The sequence below is a fragment of the Ureibacillus xyleni genome (genome assembly GCF_900217795.1).
GTDB lineage: Bacteria > Bacillota > Bacilli > Bacillales_A > Planococcaceae > Ureibacillus > Ureibacillus xyleni.
The window spans coordinates 44699-67533 of the sequence record NZ_OBMQ01000010.1; the positions used below are offsets into that span (position 1 = coordinate 44699).

Genomic DNA, 22835 nt, shown 5'->3' on the forward strand with positions numbered 1-22835 from the left:
ATGAAAAAGAAATTACTAGAAGTTAATGACTTACAAATTAACTTCAAAACATATGCAGGAATCGTTCAAGCTGTACGTGGTGTTAGTTTTGACCTTTACGAAGGAGAGACCCTTGCGATTGTTGGTGAATCAGGTTCGGGAAAAAGTGTAACAAGTAACGCGATTATGAAACTCATTCCGCAACCGCCAGGAATTTATGCAGGTGGAGAAATTCTGTTTGATGGCCGTGATATTGTCCCACTTACAGAAAAAGAAATGTCGAAGGTTCGAGGAAATGAAATTGCGATGATTTTCCAAGATCCAATGACAGCGCTTAACCCTACGATGCGTGTAGGAAAGCAAATAACAGAAGTAATTCTAAAACATAACAAGAAAGTAACAAGCGCTGAAGCAAAAGAACGTGCAATTAAATTATTAGATCTTGTTGGTATTCCAATGCCTGAAAAACGGTTCCGTCAATATCCTCATGAGTTTAGTGGTGGGATGCGTCAGCGTGTTGTAATTGCCATTGCATTAGCAGCAGATCCAAAACTACTAATTGCCGATGAACCAACAACAGCTCTAGACGTAACAATTCAAGCGCAAATTTTAGAATTGATGAAGGATATTCAAAAGAAACGAAACACTTCGATTATCTTTATTACTCATGATTTAGGTGTTGTAGCAAATGTTGCTGATCGGGTAGCAGTTATGTATGCTGGTCAAATTGTGGAGTATGGTACTGTAAATGATATATTCTATAACCCAAGACATCCTTATACGTGGGGTCTATTAGGTTCGATGCCTGACTTGAAAAATAATGAAAAAGAAGAATTGCGCACTATTCCAGGGTCACCACCTGATTTAATTCACCCACCAAAAGGGGACGCTTTTGCAGCAAGAAATGAATTTGCCCTTGCGATTGATTATGAAAAAGAACCACCAATGTTTAAAATTTCCGACACACATTATGCGAAAACTTGGCTCTTGCATCCAGACGCACCGCAAATTCCGATTCCAGATGCAATCCAAAAAAGAATTCAAGGCTATTTAGAGGAGGCTGAAAATAGTGGCAAATAAGTTGCTTGAAGTAAAAAACTTAAAACAATATTTCGGCTCTTCCAATAATCCAATTAAAGCAGTAGACGGTATTAGTTTTGATGTATATGAGGGAGAGACACTAGGTTTAGTAGGGGAGTCTGGTTGCGGGAAATCAACTACTGGCCGTTCTATTATCCGACTTTACGATATTACTGATGGTGAAATTCTGTTCAAAGGTCAAAATATTCATGCTGGAAAATCTCGAAAAGAGTTAAAGCAGTTTAACCGTGAAATGCAAATGATTTTCCAAGATCCATATGCATCATTAAACCCACGTATGACAGCGGGTGAAATTATTGCAGAAGGATTTGATATTCATGGTTTATATAAAAATAAACAAGAACGACGCGAACGAATTGGCGAGTTATTAGAAGCGGTTGGGTTAAACCGTGAACATGCCAACCGTTATGCCCATGAGTTTTCTGGTGGTCAACGCCAACGTATCGGTATTGCCCGCGCATTAAGTTTAGACCCAAGTTTTATCATTGCAGATGAACCAATTTCTGCCCTAGACGTTTCAATACAAGCACAAGTTGTGAATCTGCTGAAAAAATTGCAAAAAGAACGTAATTTAACATACCTGTTTATTGCCCATGATTTATCAATGGTGAAATATATTAGTGATCGAATTGCTGTAATGTACAGAGGGAAAATTGTAGAGTTAGGTACATCCGATGAAATCTATAATCATCCAATTCATCCTTACACAAAATCGCTATTATCAGCAGTTCCTCTACCAGATCCATTGACAGAAAGAAAGCGTCAGAGAATACCATACGTTCATGAAGATGCAACTGAGCAAATGAAAGTATATGAAGTATTGCCTAATCACTTTGTATACGGATCGGAAAGTCAAATAAAAAAATGGACAAAGTAATGTGGGAACCAATAGATTTATATAATAGTCTTATATTATAGCCAACGAGAAAAATTCGTTGGCTTATTTTTTCGCACATAAATTGGTAGAAAGCGCACATAAAGTGAATAAAACCGCACATAAACCCGTGGAATTCGCACATAAAGTGATGAAAACCGCACATAAACTTTTAACATACTTAAAATTCAAACATCAAGAATCTAATAAAAACTATTTGAATAGGGTTAGAATATGAAGTAGCATTAGAGTAAACGTGTTCGGATAACTTATACATAAGGAGAGAATCAATGGAAAGCTGGATAACAACCGTTATGGAGGACTTTGGGTATATAGGTGTTTTCCTACTTATAATGTTAGAAAACCTATTTCCACCAATTCCTTCAGAGGTTATTTTAACTTTTGGTGGATTTATGACAACCCAAACGGATTTAACGATTACAGGGGTTGTGATTGCATCAACAATTGGATCTGTGGTAGGTGCTATTATTTTATATGGGATTGGAGCCATTGTAGGGATTCATCGTATAGAGCGCTTTGTCGATAAATGGGGGAGAATTTTACGTTTAACAAGTCGAGATATTCATAAAGCAAATGCTTGGTTTGAAAAATATGAAGTTTGGACGGTATTCTTCTGCAGGTTTATACCTCTAATTCGTAGTTTAATTTCATTACCAGCTGGACTAGCCAAAATGCACTTTGGGATTTTCTTATTACTCACAACACTAGGTACGTTAATTTGGAATATGGTGTTAGTAAATATAGGTGCAGCAGTTGGGGAGTCGTGGGAAACGATTGTGCATTACATGGACATCTATTCGAATATTGCCTATGCAGCGATTGCAATTGTGTTCTGCATTGTGGTCATTCGATTTTACCAAAAGAAGTTAAGAAAATAATTTTAAAAAGCAGATTGAGTGTAAGTGCTCAACCTGCTTTTTTCATTAAACGGGTTTCTCAACTTTATCCTTGGGTAAGAAGAATGCAACAACTAATAGGATAGGGAGAATTGATATAATTTGTATAGTACTAGCGATTCCGATTTTGTCGAGTAAAAATCCAATCACAACAGCACCAATTGCCCCCATACCAAAGGCAAATCCAGTTGTTAAACCCGCCATTGTGCCGATTTTACTTGGGACAAGTTCTTGAGCATAAACGACTGTAACCGAAAAGCTAATCATAATCAGTGTGCCAATAACGATTAAAAAGATTAAGACTAACCATATCGGCATATATGGTAATAGCAAACAAAATGGTAACGGTCCTACAACAGATAGTAGAATTACATTTTTTCGTCCAATACGATCTGATAAGGACCCACCGAAGAATGTTCCGATTACACCACAGGCCATAAAGATAAAAATAAATATTTGTCCTAAACGCAATGTTAAGTCATAATGATCCATTAAATAAAAGACATAAAAGTTTGTAATGTTGGTCGTGTAAAAAGAACGGGCAAATATGATGACCATTAATAGTGTTAAAGCAATACCTACTTGTTTCTTCGTTAAGGGTGGTAATGATGAAACAAGCACTTTTTTCTTTTTAACTGCCAATTTTTCTGCCTGTAATTGAAGGACATACCATCTTGAAATTTTTAATAAAATCGCAATGCCTAGCGTTGTAAGTAGTAATACAATGGCAGCACCTCGTTGACCATATACATCTAAAATAAAAGCACTAATTAAAGGTGCTAATGCTTGTCCTGAGTTTCCGCCGACTTGATAAATCGATTGAGCTAGCCCTCGTTTGTTTCCCGCAGACATAAAGGAAACCCGTGAGCCTTCAGGATGGAAAACTGCAGAGCCAAAGCCTAAAAACAAAACAGAAATTAGGATTAACCAATATTGTTCAGCTAATATTAGCATTGTTAGTCCAACAAAAGAGCTCATCATGCCAATAGGTAACGCAAAGGGCATCGGCTTTTTATCGCTGACGAATCCTACAACGGGTTGAAGAGCAGATGAAAACATATTTAATACAAAGGAAATTATCCCGAGCTCTGTAAATGACAACCCTAAATCCCGTTCAAGTAAGGGGAACATTGCTGGAACGACTGATTGCATCGTATCATTAATTAAATGAGCTACTCCAATCGCAATCATAACAGGATAAATGGGATTATTAAGAGTAGCTTTTGTGTGACTCATAAATTTCTCACCTTCTAAACTAAATTCGTATTTACCATTATACCCCTTTACAGATAATTGCAAAGGAAAATAATCAAGATAGTGTAAATCGGTTTTTTGGTAGGGGGGCTTGTGATATAATAACTGCATCTTTAATGAACGGAGGTTTCAAGACATGCAATCAGTTAGACTACGTTTCCAAACTGCGAACCGTTAATTTAATACGTTCAAGGCTCTGCTTTTTGAGTGAGTAAATGGGATTAGTCTGACATGTTAAGAAACCTACATTATTCGTGTGCTTAAAATGGGGATTAGTGTGTCCTCTTTTTAATCAATAAATCCATTTACTTTTTAACACGAGGGGCAATCCTTGTGTTTTTTTAGTGTAAGTCTTGTGACGAACGGTTCTATGTTGATAAGTCAATCAAAATATAGAAAAGGGATGTCCTTATGAATCATACAGAACTTACAAACTTGAATTGGAAAAGAAATATTGCTCTTTTTTTAACTAGCCAAACGATTTCATTATTTGGCTCTTCCTTAGTTCAATACGCCATTATGTGGTATATTACGCTTACAACCCAATCAGGAATCATGATGACGATTTCCATTATATGTGGATTTCTTCCGGCATTCTTCCTGTCACCCTTTGCTGGGGTATGGGCAGACCGATACAATCGAAAAATGCTCATTATGCTATCAGATTCAATGATTGCCCTAGCGACATTGATATTAGCTATATTATTTTTAAACGGGTATGACTCAATGTGGCTGTTATTTGTGATGTATGCAATCCGTGCAATAGGAACGGGTATTCAAATGCCGGCTGTGGGAGCGATTTTACCTCAAATTGTTCCTGAAGATAAACTTACAAAAGTAAATGGAATCAATGGAAGTATTCAGGCGTTGATAATGCTTATTTCTCCAATGGCTAGTGCTGCTTTACTTTCATTTACTACTATTGAGTTCATATTCTTTGTTGATGTTATCACCGCTGCCATTGCTGTATTGACACTTTTACTATTCTTAAAGATTCCTATTCATACTAAAGCGCAGGAGCAGCAAACAACAACTTATTTTAATGATTTTAAAGAAGGACTTGAGTATATTAACAACCATGCGTTTCTTAAAAAGTACTTTATTTTCTTTGGCGCCTTCTTTATCTTAGCAGCACCAGCGTCCTTTTTAACACCATTACAAGTGACCCGTACGTTTGGAGCAAATGAATGGTATCTATCGGCAATTGAAATAGCCTTTTCAATTGGAATGATTGTTGGTGGGGGACTTATGGCTTCATGGGGAGGCTTTAAAAATAAAACTCATACGATGACACTGTCAGCCATTATCTTTGGAATTTGCACGCTTCTATTTGGCGTAGTTCCTGTATTTTGGTTATATTTAATTTTCATGGGCTTGGCTGGGGTTATTATGCCGATGTTTAATACACCAGCAACAGTGCTTATACAAGAAAAAGTGGAAGCGAATTTTTTAGGCCGTGTCTTTGGAGTACTTACGATGATTTCGACATCCATGATGCCATTAGGAATGCTTGTTTATGGACCATTAGCAGATATCGTTGCAATTGAATGGTTACTCATTGTTTCAGGGCTACTCATCTTTATTCTTAGTTTCTTCCTATTGAGCAGCAAAGAACTAATTGAAGCTGGAAAACCAAGTATAGAACAATAGAATAGCGAAGGCGCCCAAAGCAAAAAAAGAAGATTCCGGATTGCCCGGAATCTTTTTTTATTAATACGCTAGACCATATAACGCTTTAATGTGTGATAAGTAACGAATATTACTAGCTTCTTTCATTAAAGTAGCTGGAAGACCTTTAAGAGGTATATTGTTACCACCAACAATTGCTACACCATCTTTACGTCCAAGGCTAGCAAGTGTTCCAGAGTTAATTGGGTTAAAAGGTTCAAGTTTTTGACCACGTAGTAAGGCAAAAATGTTATACCCGGCAGTTTCACCCATTTGCCATGCAACTTGTGCAGTCGGTGGATATAATGGACGTCCACCATCTGAAGGAAGAGCTACAGAAGCATCTCCAACAACAAATACGTCTGGGTGAGAAGTTGATTGTAGATACTCATTAATTGTTGCTTTACCACGATCACATGTTAAACCAGATTCTTGAACGATTGGTAAAGCTGCTACTCCACCAGTCCAAATGAATGTGTTTGCAGTAATCACAGTGCCATCTTTTAATGAGATTTTATTATCTTCCACACCTGTTACAGGAAGGCCTGTTAAAAATTCTACGCCACGTTTCGTTAACGATTCAGTAGCGCGTTGAATTAAGTCATCAGGAAGAACTGGTAAAATTTTCGGACCAGCTTCAACTAGTTTAATGTTTAATTCATTAAAATCTACACCGTATTTTTTAGCGATTTTTGGGAAGTTATCAACGATTTCGCCAACTAGTTCCACACCAGTTAAACCACCACCACCAATTACAATCGTTGCATCAGCTAGATTTTTTGATTGTGCATATGACTCAATTTTACTTTCGATATGTGCGTAGATACGATTTGCATCATCAACAGATTTTAACACCATGCTATTTTCTTCAAGTCCTGGAATACCGAAGAAACCTGTTTGGCTTCCTAAAGCAACAACTAAATTGTCGTATGATAGAACTGATCCATCAGCAAGGTATACTTCTTTGTTATCTACGTTGAAAGATTTAACTTCTTGAACAACTACGTTAATATCTTTCCCTTTAAATAACTTGTTTAATGAAAATGAAATTGCAGGTTCCTTAATTGTTCCACCTGCTAATCGGTGTAATTCAGTAATGATTTGGTGAGAAGGGTATTTATTTACAACGGTAATTTTTGCTTCATCGTTGCTTGCATATTGGCGTAATTTAAGTGCAGTAAGTAAACCACCATAGCCCGCACCTAAGATGACGATTTCTTTTGACATGATTATCCTCCGTCCTTATTAAATTAATGGCTAAATAACTTTAAGCTTTACGTTCAGCTTGGATTTGTAAAAATGCGTTGGCAAAACGGAAAAGTTTTTGTGCTTCTGGGTCTTTTAATAGTTTTAATAAACCAAATAAGCCAATAGATTCGTTTGTTTCTTCTGCGCGGTCTTTTGCTTCGATTGCAGCTGAAGCTAACCCTTTTACAGAATCAATAACAGGTACTGAAACTTCTTTAATTGCGTTTACTGTATCATTTTTTAATACATCATCTGTAGCTACTAATTGCGCCATGTCATAAGCTTTAGTTAGAAGGGTAACAACCTCAGCTAATTTTGGTAATGCTTCTACTAAAGTTGTTAACGATTCTTGAACTTCAGGTTTTAATAATTGATCAAGTAAATCTATTTTTTCTTTGCTAACAGATGCTTGAGCTTGGATCAATTCTTCTGACATTTTCATTCTCCTTTTCCATTTGAATTTTCTTTTTATCTAAAAAGTTTGAAAAATATTTCACAAATAGCCACACTTTGAAATAAATTGACTATTTTACCATTGCTACGTAAAACATCATAATATAAAAACATAGTAAACAATAGACCTTTTATATAAGTATAGATGAAAAACTACAAAAAAACTAAAAATTTACATTGTAATATAAACTTTGTCTCCTCGCTAGCAATAAAAATTGTTTATGATTGTGTGAATATTAATATTTAACAATTTTCGACAAAATCTTTGCCATTTTGTGAATATTGTATGCCATAATCAAATTGAATTATACGACTTATTTGAGTGTATTTCTAATAATATACTACCTTTTCTGTTGCTTTTATGATAAAGGGCAAATTTATCTAGAATATAGATTAAATTTATCCAATTTAGTTATGATTATCGTTTGTTAATGGGGAGGATACGTTCTTTTTAAACTGGTCTTTATAATTTGTGACTTCTACTAATGCTCGTTCTTCTAGTGGGATACGAACAGACAGCATTGCGAAGTTTAATAGTGTAAAACAGATAGCTGTAAAATATGCTTGGAACATAAGCGGGAGAACTAGAATTTCAATACATACAACTAAATAGTTAGGATGTCTGAAAAATAAATAAGGCCCTTTTTTTACAACATTAGCTCCAGGTAAAATAATAATTTTAGTATTCCAATATTGTCCAAGGGAAGCTAGACACCAAATACGCAAACCTTGAGTTAATAAAAATAAAGCAAATAGCCAAATAAAAATAGGAGAAGGTTGACGGTTAAATATAAGGATTTCTCCAATTAGGCTAATAAAGAAGCTTACATGAAGTGCAATCATAAAAGGATAGTGTGATTGTCCAACTTCATATGCACCTAATGCCTTCATTTTTTTTTCATTACCTTTCGCAATAAGAACTTCAACAAGTCTTTGAATTACAACGAAAGCAATAATCACGACAATAATCATTTTAATCCCTCCAATGTAAAAGAACTGCTTCTCCACTAAAACCAGGTCCAAGAGCGACTAATAATCCATAAGTATCCGGTTGTGTTTCCTTTAACATAAACTGCTCAAGAACGTATAAAACAGTAGGGGAGGACATATTGCCGTGTTGTTTTAATATAAAACGTGAAATTGCAGTATGTTCTTCGGTTAGTTCCAATGTTTCTTCATATGCCCTTAATACTTTTTTACCACCAGGATGGGCTACGAAATTTACCAATTGATTTATTGTAATACCTTCCTCCTCTAAGAAGTCATGAATAAAGGGACCAAGCCATTTTGATATAATTGAAGGGATATCCCTTGAAAAAATAACATGAAGACCATCATTTCTAATATCCCAACCCATGACATTCTCTGAGTCTGGCATCCACTTTGAAGCAGTATTCACAATATGGGGTATCGGTCTCTTTGTATTCAATAGTACTTGATCACCACATACTAATATACATGCTACACCGTCTGCGAATAGTGAAGCACCTACTAGATTACTTTTTGAAAAGTCATTTTGCTGGAAAGTGAGGCTTGCTAGCTCAACGCATACAACAAGAACCTTTTCAGTAGGGTGAGCTAAACAATAATCAAAGGCTCTACTAACACCCGAAGCACCTCCAGCACAACCTAATCCCCAAATTGGAAGCCGCTTTAAACGATCAGAGAATTTTAATTTATTCATTACTCTGGCATCAATACTTGGAGTTGATATGCCCGTGCTTGAAACAAAAATAATCGCGTCAATCTCCATAGTGGATATTGGCTGATCTAAAAACTGGGGATTTTTTAAACAAGCCTTTATTGCTTCTACGCTATAATTCGTAGCGAGTTCTATATATAGGTTGTTACGTTCTTCAAAAGTGTGATTTTGTCTATGCCAATCCAATGGAACACAAAATTGGCGTTGTTCAATTTCACCATTTTCAAAAACCTTTAATAATCTTTCGAGTTGTGGGATTTTATCCTGGAAAAGTTCTTTAGTTAATTGTTCAATATTAGATTGTTCTAGTATATATGGTGGGTTATATGTACTAATGGAAACAATTTTAGGCATAATCGTAAACTCCTCTTTTTCATAGTTTTCACCGGGCGTTTTTTAAATATGCATTGTTTTGGGTGTGTACATAATAAAAAGCTGTCGAAGAAATATTTCCTCCAACAGCTGAATTTAATAAAATATTAATTTGCTCCCTTTTTGGCTTCATTAATAAGTTTATTATTTTCGTTGATAGTTATCGTTTTTAATAGTAATTCTAAATAAAGAAGGAAATAATCAATACAATCCTTTACAAGATCAATATACGAAAAAAAGGAATCTGTTTTTTGATAGTGTAAATAATCACATTTTAGTACTTCCAATAATTTATTAGAAAACAAATGAATGTTCGTCGCATGAAACTGTTCTAAACATGTAGTAAGATTGCAAAAGAGAATTTGATCCTCTGATTCTGGATGTTCGATAACAGCAATATCTTTAAGTAGAATTTCAAGGGATTTAATATAGCCAAAAAAAGAAATATCTTTATAGCCGAGTAATTCTGTATTGATTGATTGTGTATATAAGCTTTGAAACTTTTTCGAAGTGTTTTTAATGAGAGAGTGCTCGTTAAACCCATACATTGGAATAGAGAATAGATACTTGCCATTCGCTGGTACTCCTTCGCCAAAATCATTAAATATAAAATAATGATTTTTACAGGATGGACAGTTTAAAGAAATAACCCGAATTTTAAAGTTATCATTTTCTAAGTCTTTACTGTCTTCTGCATTCGGATGAATATCTAAATTACAATGAGGACATTTACTGATTACTATGTATTCTTTATCGTCATATTCATAAGAAACTTTTTTCAATTTAGTTTCGTGCTTTTGCATATTAATTTTAGTCTCCTTTATGAGGCTTAATAGATTCGAAACTTACCTATTTTAGGTAGTATTAACTGTATGTTGCCCAAAATCGAAAACAAAAATACAATATTTTGTAAAAAAATCAAAAAGGTGTAAAGGGGAAGACTCTACACCTCTAAAACAAGCTATTAATTTCCTTTTATAAAAATGTGAATGGCATCTCGTAAAAACTCAGTACCTCCGTCGACTGCTTTATCGTAATATGCTTTAAAACGTTCATCTGCAACGTACATGTCAGCAAGTCCTGCATGTGCTTCTTTTGAGTAAGATGGCCATGTAAATGTAAGCCATTCTTTATGTTTTGCAGCAAGTTGTTGTGCTATATCGGAAGTAGGATCCCCTGTAGCAACTGCTTTTGGAAGTAAATCTAAAATTTCATTACCCAACTTCTCCAAAGCGGCGTAGTCTTCCTCTGACATTCCCTTGAATTTCTTGTTAGATGCATCTACTACTTGAACACCATATTTACCCCGTATTTCTTCACCGTACTTTTCTTCATTTTCAGTTACTAGTTTATTTTTAAAGGCTTCAAATTTTTCTTGATTACTCATTTGAATTTCTCCTCTCTCATGTTTCATTGTTTTTTCAATTGTCTCAATCAGTTGATTCAGGCGGTTGCGTTCATCCACAAGTTGGCTATAGTGATTTTGTAAGGCGGTTTGTTTATCGAAGTTTGGATTATTCATTATTGATAAAATGGTATCCAAATCCACATCTAGCTCTTTAAAAAATAAAATTTGTTGTAGGCGATCTACTTCATTTTGCCCGTAAATACGGTAGCCTGAACTATTAATTCTAGCAGGTTTTAACAAATTAATTTCATCATAATAACGTAATGTTCGCGTGCTAACATTCGCTAATTTTGCAAGTTTACTGATTGTGTATTCCATTTTTGTAACCCTCCTGATATTTACAGCATAAAGGATGACGTAACGTGAATGTCAATAAATGAATTGAAAAAATAAAAAGTTGATGTTAAAGTATGAATTGAGTTAGTCAGTTGAATAACTAAATATAGGAGGGTAACATGGCAAAGCCAAATGTAATTAATAAACAGACACTGATTCAAAGTGCTAAACAGTGTATTGTAGAGAACGGCATAGAAAGCTTTACTTTGCGCTCTGTAGCAGAAAAAGCGGAGGTAACTCAAGGTACAATCTATTATCACTTTCGAACAAAGGAACAACTGCTTGTCGAGATTGTGCAGGATATTTGTGAATCAGCCTGGCGTGAATTATCAAATAGTGATGAGATGATTATAAAAGAGGCATTACACTCTGCAAAAAGCAGATGTAGTCATGAATCATTTTTTCATAAACTTTTCTTCTCTTTAGTTGCAGCGGGCTTTCATAACGAAAAAATTCGTGAACAATTAGGTGGAATTTTAGCATTAGAAAATGAGAGCCTTTATAAAAAAATTAGGATTAGTTGGACACAATCTCCTATCAACGGTGTAGATCACGAAACTTGGGCGATTCTCTTCAACGCGATGATTGATGGAATTGCGTTACAAACCGTACTGATGAAGGGTTTCCCTGTAGATAAGGTTTATGAACAAATAGAAAAATTGATAGCTGGGTTAAATACGTTACAATCGGAGGATAGGTAAAATGAAAAATTTCCTTAAACCATTGATATTTGGGTTATTCGTTTGGTTTTTTGCGACGATGTTTTTTGTTTTTTTGGGGAAGTATGTACTGATTACTCCTGGTGAAGAAGGATATTTTGTCAGCTTAATAATTTTATTACTAGGTACAGGCATATTATTATATTTTACTACAAAAATTTATATGTTATTTGACAAAACTAAATATGGGCCTCTGAAGTTTGGATTAATCGGAACAATAATTGGGCTCACTTTGGATACCTTATCACTATCCAATTATGAAATAATCTTTGAAAAGCTTGAAACATCACAAGTAATTTCCTTTGCAGCTTGGATGTGTTGTGCATATGCTCTTTATATTGTAATTCCTCTAATAATTAATTTGAAAGTTGAACAAACGAATAAATTAAATATATTTAAACTAGATTATAAAAAAAGAATGGGCTAATATTATCCATTATATAAACGCATTTGAAAGGTGTAGCCATAATGGAAAATCGAAAGCTTCAAGTAAAGCAGCCAAAGTATCAGAAAATAGCTGCTGATATAGCTTCAAAAATTGTAGAGAAAAAATATTTAATCGGTGAAAAAATATATGCAAGATCCTCTTTAGCAAGCCAGTACGGGGTATCATCAGAAACTGCTAGACGGGCAATTGCTGTACTGCAAGATTTAGAAATTGTAGAGGCAACGAAGGGTAGTGGAGTTAGAATAAAATCTTACGAAAAAGCTGCCCAGTTTGTTCATCAATTTTTAGAAGTTCAATCAATCCAACAAATACAAATCGAAATGCTTGAAAGTATAAAAAGACAAAAAGATGAATTGAATGTTTTACAAGAAGCGACAGAACGCCTTGTCAATCGAACAGAAAGATTTCGCTCAATAAATCCATTTGTCCCTTTTCAAGTTGAAATTGTGGAAAATACACCATACATTTCTCAGTCGATTGGAACCATTAATTTTTGGCAAAATACAATGGCCACAATTGTTGGAATACGTAGAGGAAACGAGCTAATTATATCACCTGGTCCATATGCGACTTTTGAAAAAAATGACATTATTTTCTTTATTGGTAATGATGAATGTTTAGAACGAGTTCAAAAATTTCTATATCCAAATTAATCTATCTATTGGTACTAATTGAATTGGTGCCAATAGATTTTTTTATTATTAAGAAAGTATATGACAGACTACTAACAAGTGTAGATGTAGTGTAGGTTTAGATTGCAGTTTTCTGAACACTAATTAACATAATCAAAAGTAATATCGGAATTTAATATTACATGAAAAAATAAAGTAAAAAGGTAATAGTTTGACAAAAGTGACAACCCTTTGTTAGCATTAAGTTGTTACTTTTGTAACGCAACTGAAATGTTTAAGAGAATAATTGGAAAGGAGAATGGCATGGGGAAAATTAAAGTAGAAAACGTCACAAAAATCTTTGGTAAACACATTAATAGTGCCCTAAAGCTTGTTGAACAAAAAAAAGATAAAACAGAAATCTTAAGGCAAACCGGTGCAACAATAGGTGTTTATGATGCATCTTTTACTGTTGAAGAAGGTGAAATCTTTGTTATCATGGGTCTTTCGGGCAGTGGTAAATCTACGTTAGTCCGTTTATTAAATCACCTCATCGAACCTACCAGTGGAAATATATACATAGACGGCGAAAACATCTCCAAAATGAATAAACAACAACTCAGAAAAATCCGGCGAGAAAAAATGAGTATGGTGTTTCAAAATTTCGGCTTATTCCCACAACGAACTGTCCTTGCAAATACTGAATATGGATTAGAAGTGCGCGGTATTTCAAAAGAAGAAAGAAGATTGAAAGCAGAAAAGGCTTTAGATAACGCGGGGTTACTCCCATATAAAGATCAATATCCTAGTCAACTTTCAGGTGGTATGCAACAACGGGTTGGTCTAGCCAGAGCATTAGCAAATGACCCTGACATTCTGTTAATGGATGAAGCTTTTTCTGCCCTCGATCCGTTAATCCGCAAAGATATGCAGGATGAATTATTAGATTTACAACAACGAGTGAGGAAGACGATTATTTTCATTACTCACGATTTGAACGAAGCTTTACGCATCGGCGATCGGATTGCGTTAATGAAGGACGGGAAAATTATTCAGATTGGTACTGGGGAAGAAATTTTAACAAATCCTGCGAACGATTATGTCAAAACGTTCCTAGAAGATGTTGACCGATCCAAAGTACTAACTGTTGAAAATGCGATGATCCGACCAATGAGTGTCAATGTAGAGTTAGATGGACCAAAAGTAGCCTTAAAACGAATGCGAGACGAAAAAGTTAGTGTGTTGTTAGCGGTGGATAAAAAGAGGGATTATGTTGGATATATCACTGCTGACGATGCGTTAGAAGCTTCCAAACGTGGCGAAAAAAACGTAATGAATATTGTAAGGACAGATATGCCAACAGTTCCGCCTGATATGTTAATTCAAGAAGTTTTAGGTATTATTTCTGAATCACCAACTCCTGTTGCAGTAGTGAGGGAGCGAAAATTAGTTGGTGTATTAATTAGGGGAGTCGTTATTCAAGCACTCTCATCAAATTCGGAAGGGGTGCAGTTAGATGAGCAATCTATTAGATAGCATCCCAAGATTACCAGTTTCAGATGCAACTGAAAAAATGATGGATTTGTTAACCGATAGCTTTTCATCACTATTTGACTTTGTTCAAAAAGGTGGAAAGTCTGCAATGGAAGCTATTACTGAAATGCTAATTGCAGTTCCACCAATTATCTTTATCATTATAGTCGCTATTATTGCTTTTTTTGCGACTAAAAAGAAATTTGGTTTGGCAATTTTCTCAATAGTCGGATTGCTCTTTATTTATAATCAAGGCCTTTGGGAAGAATTGATGAACACGATAACCCTTGTAATTTTTGCAAGTATTATTGCCGTTGTCATAGGAGTGCCCTTTGGAATTTTGATGTCAAAGAGCATGGTTGCAGAACAAATTATTAAACCAATTTTAGACTTTATGCAAACGATGCCTGGCTTTGTCTATTTAATACCAGCCGTTGCTTTCTTTGGTATTGGTGTCGTTCCAGGGGTTTTTGCTTCTGTTATTTTTGCATTGCCACCAACTGTTCGGTTTACAAACTTAGGAATTCGACAAGTTCCGAAAGAGTTAGTAGAAGCAGCAGATTCTTATGGAAGTACAGGATGGCAAAAGTTAATAAAAGTGGAATTGCCTCTAGCAAAGTCAACTATTATGGCAGGAATTAATCAGACTGTACTGTTATCTTTATCGATGGTCGTTATTGCATCCATGATTGGCGCACCTGGCTTAGGCCGAGAAGTGTTATCTGCATTGCAAAGAGCACAAGTAGGAAATGGCTTTGTTGCGGGACTAAGTTTAGTAATTTTTGCTATTATCATTGATCGCCTAACTCAAAGCTTAAATAAAAAGAAACAATAACAGAAAGGAAGATTCGTATGGATTTCAAAAAGTTGAAAATGATGGGTTTAGCTCTTAGTATGGGAGCAATGTTAGCTGCATGTAGTGGCTCAGATGAGGGAGAAACTAAGAAAGAAACTGCTGGAGATTCTAAGGAACCTGCAACATCGGAAGAGTCTAAAAAAATTAACTTAGCCTATGTTGAATGGGATACAGAGATAGCTTCTACTCATGTTGTAGGAAAAGTACTAGAGGACTTAGGTTATGATGTGACGTTAACTCCATTAGACAATGCTATCATGTGGGAAGCAGTCGCAAATGGAGAAGCAGATGCAATGGTTGCTGGCTGGTTACCTCATACACATGCTTCACAATATGATCAATATAAAGCAGATCTTGATGAGTTAGGTGAAAACTTAGCTGGTGCAAAAATAGGATTAGTAGTCCCGAGTTATATGGAAGATGTTAACTCAATTGAAGATTTAGCAGACCAAGCTAACAAACAAATTACAGGAATTGAACCAGGTGCAGGGATAATGGCTGCAACAGAAAAAGCATTAACGGAGTATGAAAATTTGGCTGATTTTGAGCTACTACAATCTTCTTCTGGGGCAATGACAGTAGCACTCGACCAAGCTATTAAAAATGAAGAAGAAATTGTTGTTACTGGTTGGTCACCTCACTGGAAATTTGCATCATATGATTTAAAATACTTAGACGATCCTAAAGGTGTTTATGGTGGTGAGGAAACAATCAATACATTTGCTCGTGTTGGTCTAGAAGAAGAGATGCCGAATGCTTATAAAGTAATTGATGCATTCCATTGGACGTCTGCTGATATTGAAGAGGTAATGCTTGAAATAAATGGTGGAGTTGACCCAGAGGAAGCGGCTGCTAAATGGGTTGATGAAAATACGGAAAAAGTTGCTGAGTGGACAAAAGGAATTGAATAATGAAAAACCTCGCTATGTATGTAGCGAGGTTTATTTATCTTTATGATCGTATCCAACAACTGTCCAAATTCCGCTATTATCTTGTCGGATTAATCGCTTTAAATAGACAGTTGTTATATGGGTATCTTCATCATTTACTGCAACTATTGCAATATCATCCGTACTATAAACGAGTTTTAAATTGTCTTCTTCTATTGGATACTCTCCTTTTATCCCACCAGGTAAAATTTGTAAACTGACAAATACTTGAGTTGTAAATAGCGGGTCCAGTCTCCACGGTGAATGTCCTTCATCGACACTTTTTTGGTCACGTTGTTCATTTTCAAAATTATAAGGTACCTCTACTTGTGGATTTAATTCGTAATCCTTTGTTTGAGCAGGAAATAGTAGTGTGTTATAAACGTCGACACTTTCCAATTCAAAAGTTAATTGAGTTGACTCAAGAAATGCTGGTATAGCATTTTCTTCATAAATGTCCACAGTAAAAACCTCCGTTATTATTAGGTATTGGAAGACTGTATTATTATTATTAGCAATATACCTATTTTTTATGAATAATAACTAAAAATTAAAACAGAATGTAATGAAATTTATACATAAAAAAGTTTGTTATCAACATGATTTCCTAGGAAATGACCTTTTTATTGAAGATTCGAAATTTATCGACTTTATTAGCTAAAATCGTCTGTAATTTTAAATAAGGGAATATGATATAATTTTTAAAAGATATATTCAAAATGCATCTTAAGGGGAGAGAATGGATGATGGGATCTTTATTTAAATCAAAAAAAGAAGACATAGAGCTCTTTAAACAAAGGATTGACGAATTAAATGCACAGTTGGATGAAAAGGAACATGCATTTCAAATATTTTTAAATGATTTACATAAAGAATTGGTTTCTACCATTGAGCAGCATGATAAAGTGAATTCACAACATATTACATTAGGTGGAATGGTGAAGGACATTTTAGTTGAGTTTAATCGTGTTGAGGAAAGTACAATTGAATCGAATGTAATTTCTGATAAGGCGTTGGAAAAGGGAAGTAAGTTAATTGATGCTTCTGTCGAAATGGTAAAACTATCACAAGTCAGTAGGGAAGCAGTACAAAATGTTGAGCAATTAATTGACCAATTAGGAGAAGAATCAAAGAAAACATCAGAAAATATGAACGTACTTAGTGAACGATCAAAGCAAATTGAAGCGATTGTGAATGTAATTAGTGATTTCTCAAATCAAACAAACCTACTAGCATTAAATGCATCAATAGAAGCCGCAAGAGCAGGAGACCATGGAAAGGGATTTTCTGTTGTTGCAGATGAAGTGAAAAAACTAGCTGAAAGTACGAAAGAAAGTACTGAAGATATTGTAAAACTAACAAAGGATACACAACTTCAAATTTCAAAGGTTTATGAAAATACGAAAGATAATTTGAAGATAGTGAATCAAGGTGTTAAAAAAAGCGCGGAAACATCTGAACAAATCTATTCATTATTAAAAATGATTTCCAATGTGCAAACTGAAATTCAAGAATTGTTATCACATATTAAAAACCAAAAATCCTCTAGTTTAAATGTTTTAAATAATTTTAATCGATCAACGATGATATTTGATGAAACAAAAAAAGTTCTTACAAATCATATTGAAGAATCGGATATAGTTACAGAAAAATTACTAGAAGCTGTCGAGAAAGTAAAAAAGTATCCGAAGTAAAAATGCTAGGAGGAAGGCATACAAACGTTATATAGGGTTTGTATGCCTTGTGGAATACTATTTAATTGGAATCCAAATTTCAGAATAACAATCTTCTGCAGATGGGTCGTCATTCGTATAAACTTCTAACTCAGCAGTTCCTGTTGGTCTATAGGAGTTTGAAGGGAACCATTCAGAGTAGATCTTTTTCCACGTATTTTGCATAGCGTGTGGCATTGGACCGTGAACTTCAAAAATAACCCATTTTGATGCAGGTACTTCATAAGATAATAAACCATCTGGAATTTCTCCCTCATAAGTTGCGGCAATCCAATAGTCCATTAAACCTTGTTCTTTTTGATGTTCCTCAACCACACAAACTCCTAAAATAACTGGGATATGCCCATTACTTAGCTTGATTAAACGGTCATTCGTTCCATCCTTATGAACATCTTCCCAAAATTGAGGAATTCCTCTTGTGTTCTCTCCGTTATTACAATTATATGTCCTTTTTACTCCAACTACTTGAAAAGCATCTTTTTCAACAATTTTATACTTCATTGGCTCTGCTCCCCTTACATTAATTTGAATGACGAGGCGATTGTAGGATTGTAAGTGTCCTTTTTTCTTTCGTGCATCAGTTGGTGTAATGCCATGTTGCTTTCGAAAAGCTTTTGTAAATGCTTCCGGTGTTTCATAGCCGTACTTGTAGGAAATATTGATAACTTTTTCCTCACTATTAAGTAATTCCTCAGCAGCTAAAGTTAAACGGCGTCTACGGATATAATCACTAACAGTCATATTCGTTAATAGAAAAAACGTTCGCTGAAAGTGAAATACCGATGAATTAGTAACTTTTGCAATTTTCTCAATGGATAAAGAATTATCCATTAAACTAGTTTCGATATAATCAATCGCTTTTTGTATTGCCTCAACCCAACCCATATACCAATCACCTCAATAAATATGTTAATGTACTAGACAAATTTAATCCTGTTTTAATGTGCTTACTTTAGACAGATTATATTAAAATTTCCATTATATATTAATAAAAATAGAGTTCTTTGAAATAATAACGCCAAACGAGTATGTCTTCTGTTGCATAGTCAGAGGTTACTATTTTTGATAAAATTAGTGCAGTGAAAACACGATGTAAGGGGGAGGAAAATGATTATTTGGTTTTTAATATTGGTTTTATTAATTGGAATTTTCTTTGCAATCTCATTATACATATACGACAACAGTAAGTTTAGTAAAATAACAGGGTACTCATATATTAGTCTTTTACAAAAAGAAACGCGCGCATATTATAAGCTTGTGACTGGTCTACAAAAAGCAAAAGGGGAATATGAAATTCTGTTAAATGTTGTACTTCCATCCAATAATGTACTGGTGGATGCAATCTTTGTTCACCAATCCGGAATCTATATTATTAATTTTAAACATATGACAGGCTGGATTTATGGTAGGGAAAACGATCCTGAATGGGCCGAGGTGCAATACCGCGAAAAGCTTCATAAGTTTGATAATCCATTAATCGAGAATAAAATAATAATCTCAGATTTAAAACAGCTTCTCGATATAGCTGATGCAGCACCTTTTTATTCTATAGCAGTATTTAGTGATAACTGTTCGTTTAAGAAAATTGAAGTCCAATCAAAAAATACTGAAGTTATGAAATTAAAGGAATTAAATGCATATTGGAAAGAATCATCAGAAAATTTCTTATCAAAAGAAGAAATTTCAAAGATTTATCAAGAGTTAAATAAGTATAAATCCATCAAAAATTCACCAAAGAAAACAAAAGCAAGTCAAGTTGTAGCAAACTAAAAACTTTGAAACCGAGTCAAGTGTGTGACTCGGTTTTTCATATACACTCAATTTATCAAATAACTATTAAAATTCTATAAACAACGGGATTACCATCATGTACAATAAATAGAAAAGGAATTAAGGAGAGCAAATGAGGAAAATACATTATAGCTGGATTGTCTTGACGGTAACCTTCACTTCAATCATCGTTGCAGGGATAATTCGCTCTTCATCCGGAATTTTTATCGACCCTTTTGAAACAGAGTTCGGTTGGGGGCGTCCGACTATATCTTTAGCCTTTGCAGTAGGGTTACTTTTGTATGGCTTTTCTGGACCGTTTATGGCTGCGTTTGTGGATATTTTTGGATTGAAGAAAATGATGCTGTATTCGATGTCTATCTTAGCAATAGGGCTATCCTTAACCTTCGTTATGAGAAGCGAATGGCAGCTTATTTTAATATGGGGCGTAATGTTAGGAATTGGCTCGGGTTTGTTTTTAACAGTATTGAGTACTCAAGTTGCCAATCGGTGGTTTGTAAAAAGAAGGGGGCTGGCAGTTGGAATCTTAACTGCTGCCACTGCAACAGGGCAGTTAGTACTTTTACCGGTATTAGCTAGTTTTGTAGAAAACTATTCTTGGCGTGCAGCAATTGCCCTGATATTTGTGTTAAGTATAGCCATGTTGATTTTAATTGCTATTTTTATGAAAAGCTGGCCAAAAGATGTTGGTACCACACCCCTTGGCCAAGAGGATCGTGTTATGGAAGAACCTCCAGTAATGAATCGAAATCCATTTAAAATGGCGATTAATTCATTACTAGAAGGGTTAAAGGTAAAAGAATTTTGGTTGTTAGCCGGAAGTTTCTTTATTTGCGGTTTATCAACGAGTGGCCTCATTGGGACACACTTTATTTCCTATTGTGTAAGTTTTGGTATTCCTTTAGTAACTGCAGCCTCCTTACTTTCTTTAATGGGGGTATTTGATTTAATAGGAACGACTGTTTCAGGATGGTTATCCGATCGTTTCGATAATCGCTGGTTACTTTTTTGGTATTATTTATTACGTGGAATTTCTCTATTGTTCCTACCTTTCGCACTAGCACAAGGATCTTACATTTGGCTTGTAATCTTTTCAATTTTCTATGGGCTAGATTGGATTGCAACAGTACCTCCAACGATTGGATTAGCAAGACAAAGATTTGGTCTTCAAAAAAGTGCGATGATGTACGGCTGGATTACGGCTGCTCATCAAGTGGGAGCAGGGGTTGCGGCATTTTCTGGAGGGGTTGTTTATAAAATTTTTGACTCCTATATGTGGGCTTTCCTATTTGCAGGAGGATTCTGTTTATTAGGAAGTTTATTCGTGTTACTAATTAAGAAACAAAATCCAAAAGAACTTGTTTAGTTTTTCATTATCTATAATGAAATGGTATGATACTTACAGCAAGTCAAAAGGAGCATTTATGTGGGAAAAGTATCAAAAAGAGCTGCAAGTATATTACTTATGAAGGAACATCACACGTTATTTTCCTGTCCTATCTGCAATGAGGGAATGGATGTTGATGAGGATGGACAAGTAAATTGCAACAAAAACCATTCATTTATTATTGCAAAACAAGGATATGTTAACTTTATGGTAAAGCCAACCACATCCATGTATAGTAAAAGCTTATTTGAATCCCGAAAAATCATATTAAATAGTGGTTTGTATGACCCTTTACAAAAAGTAATGACAAAATATATAAGTAATGATAGCAAAACGATATTAGATACAGGTTGTGGAGAAGGCTCGCATTTGGAGAGAATTTGTTCTTCTTTAGATAATGTCGTAGCTGTTGGTATTGATATTTCGAAAGAGGGCATTCAAACAGCCGCAAAATATTACGAAAATAAAATTTGGTGTGTTGGAGATTTAGCGAATAGTCCGTTTAAAGAACAATCTTTCGATATAATATTGAATATATTATCACCAGCTAATTACGATGAATTTAGTCGGTTATTGAAACCAAATGGAAAAGTTATAAAAGTTGTCCCTCAATCAAACTATTTAAAAGAGATACGGGAACAAGCATTTGCACAATCTGAAAAAGAAACCTACTCTAATGAACAAACTGTTGAGCGTTTTAAGGAGCATTTTACAAATTTTCAGCAAGAGAGAATCACATATACAAGTGAGTTAGAACCTGAACTTGTACCTAAACTGCTAGAAATGACTCCATTAGGCTGGCATTTAGATAAAGGGATTTCATTAGAAAAAATCACGATTGATTTGGACATTTTAATAGGTGAATATAATCGAAATGATATAAAAAGGTAGGAATGACAAGTGGCGTTATATGATTTTGGAGCAAGGTTAGTTAATATATTTCTAACGTTAAACGGTTCAAAGGCAAAGGTTTATGGAAAGGAAAATATTCCAAAAGAAGGCGGCTATATTGTTGCATGTACACATAATGGGTATGTAGACATTTTAAATCTAGGCGTTTCTTTACATCCAACAAATATCCACTTTATGGCTAAAAAGCAGTTGTTTGATATGAAAGTATTGGGGCCGCTGATTAGTAGATTAAATGCTTTTCCTGTTGATCGTGATAACCCTGGACCAAGTGTGATTAAAATTCCACGTCAATTAATTAAAGAAGGAAAAGTGGTTGGGATCTTTCCAAGTGGAACTCGTACAACAGAGAATACGGAACTAAAGCAAGGTGCGATCACGATTGCTCAATTATCAAAGGCACAAATTGTACCTGCAGCATATGTAGGTCCAAAAAATCTAGGGGAAGTATTTAAACGTCAAAAGGGATATTTGATCTACGGTAAACCTTTTACAGTACCGAGCGGAAAAGAAGCACGTGATGAATATACACATTTCTTAGAGCAAGAACTAATGAAGTTAACAGAAGAATTAAATTCGAAAATAAAATAATCAAATGCACTTTCCA

General features: G+C 34.8%; 24 protein-coding genes. 15 read left to right on the plus strand and 9 right to left on the minus strand.

Annotated elements, in window-relative coordinates; genetic code table 11:
- The 3 genes from CRO00_RS13950 (at window position 1) to CRO00_RS13960 (ending at window position 2853) form a co-directional block, all read left to right on the plus strand.
- Window positions 1–1059 (plus strand): ABC transporter ATP-binding protein, encoded by a 1059-nt coding sequence (locus CRO00_RS13950; RefSeq protein WP_097074279.1) that lies wholly within the window; start codon window positions 1–3, stop codon window positions 1057–1059.
- Complete coding sequence (locus CRO00_RS13955; RefSeq protein WP_097074280.1) at window positions 1049–1957, plus strand: ABC transporter ATP-binding protein; 909 nt, start codon at window positions 1049–1051, stop codon at window positions 1955–1957. Before CRO00_RS13950 ends, CRO00_RS13955 begins: the two co-directional genes overlap by 11 nt.
- Window positions 1958–2244: 287 nt before the next feature.
- Window positions 2245–2853: a DedA family protein gene (locus CRO00_RS13960; protein WP_097074281.1), complete on the plus strand. Its 609-nt coding sequence runs from the start codon at window positions 2245–2247 to the stop codon at window positions 2851–2853.
- A 45-nt stretch (window positions 2854–2898) separates the two neighbouring features.
- On the opposite strand, the gene CRO00_RS13965 is transcribed toward CRO00_RS13960, so the two are convergent.
- Entirely contained in the window at window positions 2899–4107 is a 1209-nt protein-coding gene (locus CRO00_RS13965; protein ID WP_097074282.1) for an MFS transporter, read from the minus strand.
- Window positions 4108–4536: 429 nt separating this feature from the next.
- On the opposite strand from CRO00_RS13965, the gene CRO00_RS13970 reads away from it, so the two are divergent.
- Window positions 4537–5775: an MFS transporter gene (locus CRO00_RS13970; RefSeq protein WP_097074283.1), complete on the plus strand. Its 1239-nt coding sequence runs from the start codon at window positions 4537–4539 to the stop codon at window positions 5773–5775.
- A 60-nt stretch (window positions 5776–5835) separates the two neighbouring features.
- On the opposite strand, the gene CRO00_RS13975 is transcribed toward CRO00_RS13970, so the two are convergent.
- The 6 genes from CRO00_RS13975 to CRO00_RS14000 all read right to left on the minus strand — a co-directional run bounded on the left by CRO00_RS13975 (window position 5836) and on the right by CRO00_RS14000 (window position 11294).
- On the minus strand, window positions 5836–7020 hold the full coding sequence (locus tag CRO00_RS13975) for an NAD(P)/FAD-dependent oxidoreductase (RefSeq protein ID WP_097074284.1): 1185 nt from the start codon (window positions 7018–7020) through the stop codon (window positions 5836–5838).
- Window positions 7021–7060: 40 nt separating this feature from the next.
- Window positions 7061–7477 (minus strand): DUF1641 domain-containing protein, encoded by a 417-nt coding sequence (locus tag CRO00_RS13980; RefSeq protein WP_097074285.1) that lies wholly within the window; start codon window positions 7475–7477, stop codon window positions 7061–7063.
- A gap of 425 nt (window positions 7478–7902) precedes the next feature.
- Window positions 7903–8466, minus strand: coding sequence for an isoprenylcysteine carboxyl methyltransferase family protein (locus CRO00_RS13985; RefSeq protein ID WP_097074286.1), 564 nt, complete (start codon window positions 8464–8466; stop codon window positions 7903–7905).
- Window position 8467: 1 nt separating this feature from the next.
- The gene (locus tag CRO00_RS13990) at window positions 8468–9550 is read right to left on the minus strand and encodes a type III polyketide synthase (protein ID WP_097074287.1); all 1083 of its coding nucleotides are present in this window, start codon (window positions 9548–9550) and stop codon (window positions 8468–8470) included.
- A gap of 125 nt (window positions 9551–9675) precedes the next feature.
- Window positions 9676–10371 (minus strand): hypothetical protein, encoded by a 696-nt coding sequence (locus tag CRO00_RS13995; RefSeq protein WP_097074288.1) that lies wholly within the window; start codon window positions 10369–10371, stop codon window positions 9676–9678.
- 161 nt (window positions 10372–10532) lie between these two features.
- Window positions 10533–11294, minus strand: coding sequence for a MerR family transcriptional regulator (locus CRO00_RS14000; RefSeq protein ID WP_097074289.1), 762 nt, complete (start codon window positions 11292–11294; stop codon window positions 10533–10535).
- Between the two features lie 137 nt (window positions 11295–11431).
- Here CRO00_RS14000 and CRO00_RS14005 point away from each other — a divergent pair, with 137 nt between their 5' ends.
- The 6 genes from CRO00_RS14005 (at window position 11432) to CRO00_RS14030 (ending at window position 16390) form a co-directional block, all read left to right on the plus strand.
- Window positions 11432–12013: a TetR/AcrR family transcriptional regulator gene (locus tag CRO00_RS14005; RefSeq protein ID WP_097074290.1), complete on the plus strand. Its 582-nt coding sequence runs from the start codon at window positions 11432–11434 to the stop codon at window positions 12011–12013.
- Between the two features lies 1 nt (window position 12014).
- Window positions 12015–12458, plus strand: coding sequence for a DUF5367 family protein (locus CRO00_RS14010; RefSeq protein ID WP_097074291.1), 444 nt, complete (start codon window positions 12015–12017; stop codon window positions 12456–12458).
- A gap of 41 nt (window positions 12459–12499) precedes the next feature.
- Window positions 12500–13132, plus strand: a complete 633-nt coding sequence (locus CRO00_RS14015) for a GntR family transcriptional regulator (protein ID WP_097074292.1) — start codon at window positions 12500–12502, stop codon at window positions 13130–13132.
- A gap of 282 nt (window positions 13133–13414) precedes the next feature.
- Window positions 13415–14626, plus strand: a complete 1212-nt coding sequence (locus CRO00_RS14020) for a quaternary amine ABC transporter ATP-binding protein (protein WP_097074293.1) — start codon at window positions 13415–13417, stop codon at window positions 14624–14626.
- Window positions 14607–15458: an ABC transporter permease gene (locus CRO00_RS14025; RefSeq protein WP_097074294.1), complete on the plus strand. Its 852-nt coding sequence runs from the start codon at window positions 14607–14609 to the stop codon at window positions 15456–15458. The genes CRO00_RS14020 and CRO00_RS14025 overlap by 20 nt, the downstream gene beginning before the upstream one ends.
- Before the next feature lie 17 nt (window positions 15459–15475).
- The gene (locus tag CRO00_RS14030; protein ID WP_097074295.1) at window positions 15476–16390 is read left to right on the plus strand and encodes a glycine betaine ABC transporter substrate-binding protein; all 915 of its coding nucleotides are present in this window, start codon (window positions 15476–15478) and stop codon (window positions 16388–16390) included.
- A gap of 30 nt (window positions 16391–16420) precedes the next feature.
- Here CRO00_RS14030 and CRO00_RS14035 read toward each other — a convergent pair whose 3' ends face one another.
- Window positions 16421–16870, minus strand: a complete 450-nt coding sequence (locus CRO00_RS14035; protein WP_097074296.1) for a hypothetical protein — start codon at window positions 16868–16870, stop codon at window positions 16421–16423.
- Between the two features lie 281 nt (window positions 16871–17151).
- Here CRO00_RS14035 and CRO00_RS14040 point away from each other — a divergent pair, with 281 nt between their 5' ends.
- On the plus strand, window positions 17152–18102 hold the full coding sequence (locus CRO00_RS14040) for a methyl-accepting chemotaxis protein (RefSeq protein ID WP_237658429.1): 951 nt from the start codon (window positions 17152–17154) through the stop codon (window positions 18100–18102).
- A gap of 57 nt (window positions 18103–18159) precedes the next feature.
- On the opposite strand, the gene CRO00_RS14045 is transcribed toward CRO00_RS14040, so the two are convergent.
- Window positions 18160–19026, minus strand: coding sequence for an AraC family transcriptional regulator (locus tag CRO00_RS14045; RefSeq protein WP_097074297.1), 867 nt, complete (start codon window positions 19024–19026; stop codon window positions 18160–18162).
- Window positions 19027–19248: 222 nt separating this feature from the next.
- On the opposite strand from CRO00_RS14045, the gene CRO00_RS14050 reads away from it, so the two are divergent.
- The 4 genes from CRO00_RS14050 to CRO00_RS14065 all read left to right on the plus strand — a co-directional run bounded on the left by CRO00_RS14050 (window position 19249) and on the right by CRO00_RS14065 (window position 22819).
- Entirely contained in the window at window positions 19249–19911 is a 663-nt protein-coding gene (locus CRO00_RS14050) for a nuclease-related domain-containing protein (protein WP_097074298.1), read from the plus strand.
- A gap of 133 nt (window positions 19912–20044) precedes the next feature.
- Window positions 20045–21298, plus strand: coding sequence for an MFS transporter (locus CRO00_RS14055; protein ID WP_097074299.1), 1254 nt, complete (start codon window positions 20045–20047; stop codon window positions 21296–21298).
- A gap of 60 nt (window positions 21299–21358) precedes the next feature.
- On the plus strand, window positions 21359–22210 hold the full coding sequence (locus CRO00_RS14060; RefSeq protein ID WP_097074300.1) for a methyltransferase domain-containing protein: 852 nt from the start codon (window positions 21359–21361) through the stop codon (window positions 22208–22210).
- Window positions 22211–22219: 9 nt separating this feature from the next.
- A complete protein-coding gene (locus CRO00_RS14065; protein WP_097074301.1) occupies window positions 22220–22819 on the plus strand; it encodes a lysophospholipid acyltransferase family protein in 600 nt (199 codons plus the stop codon).
- Window positions 22820–22835: the final 16 nt, after the last annotated feature.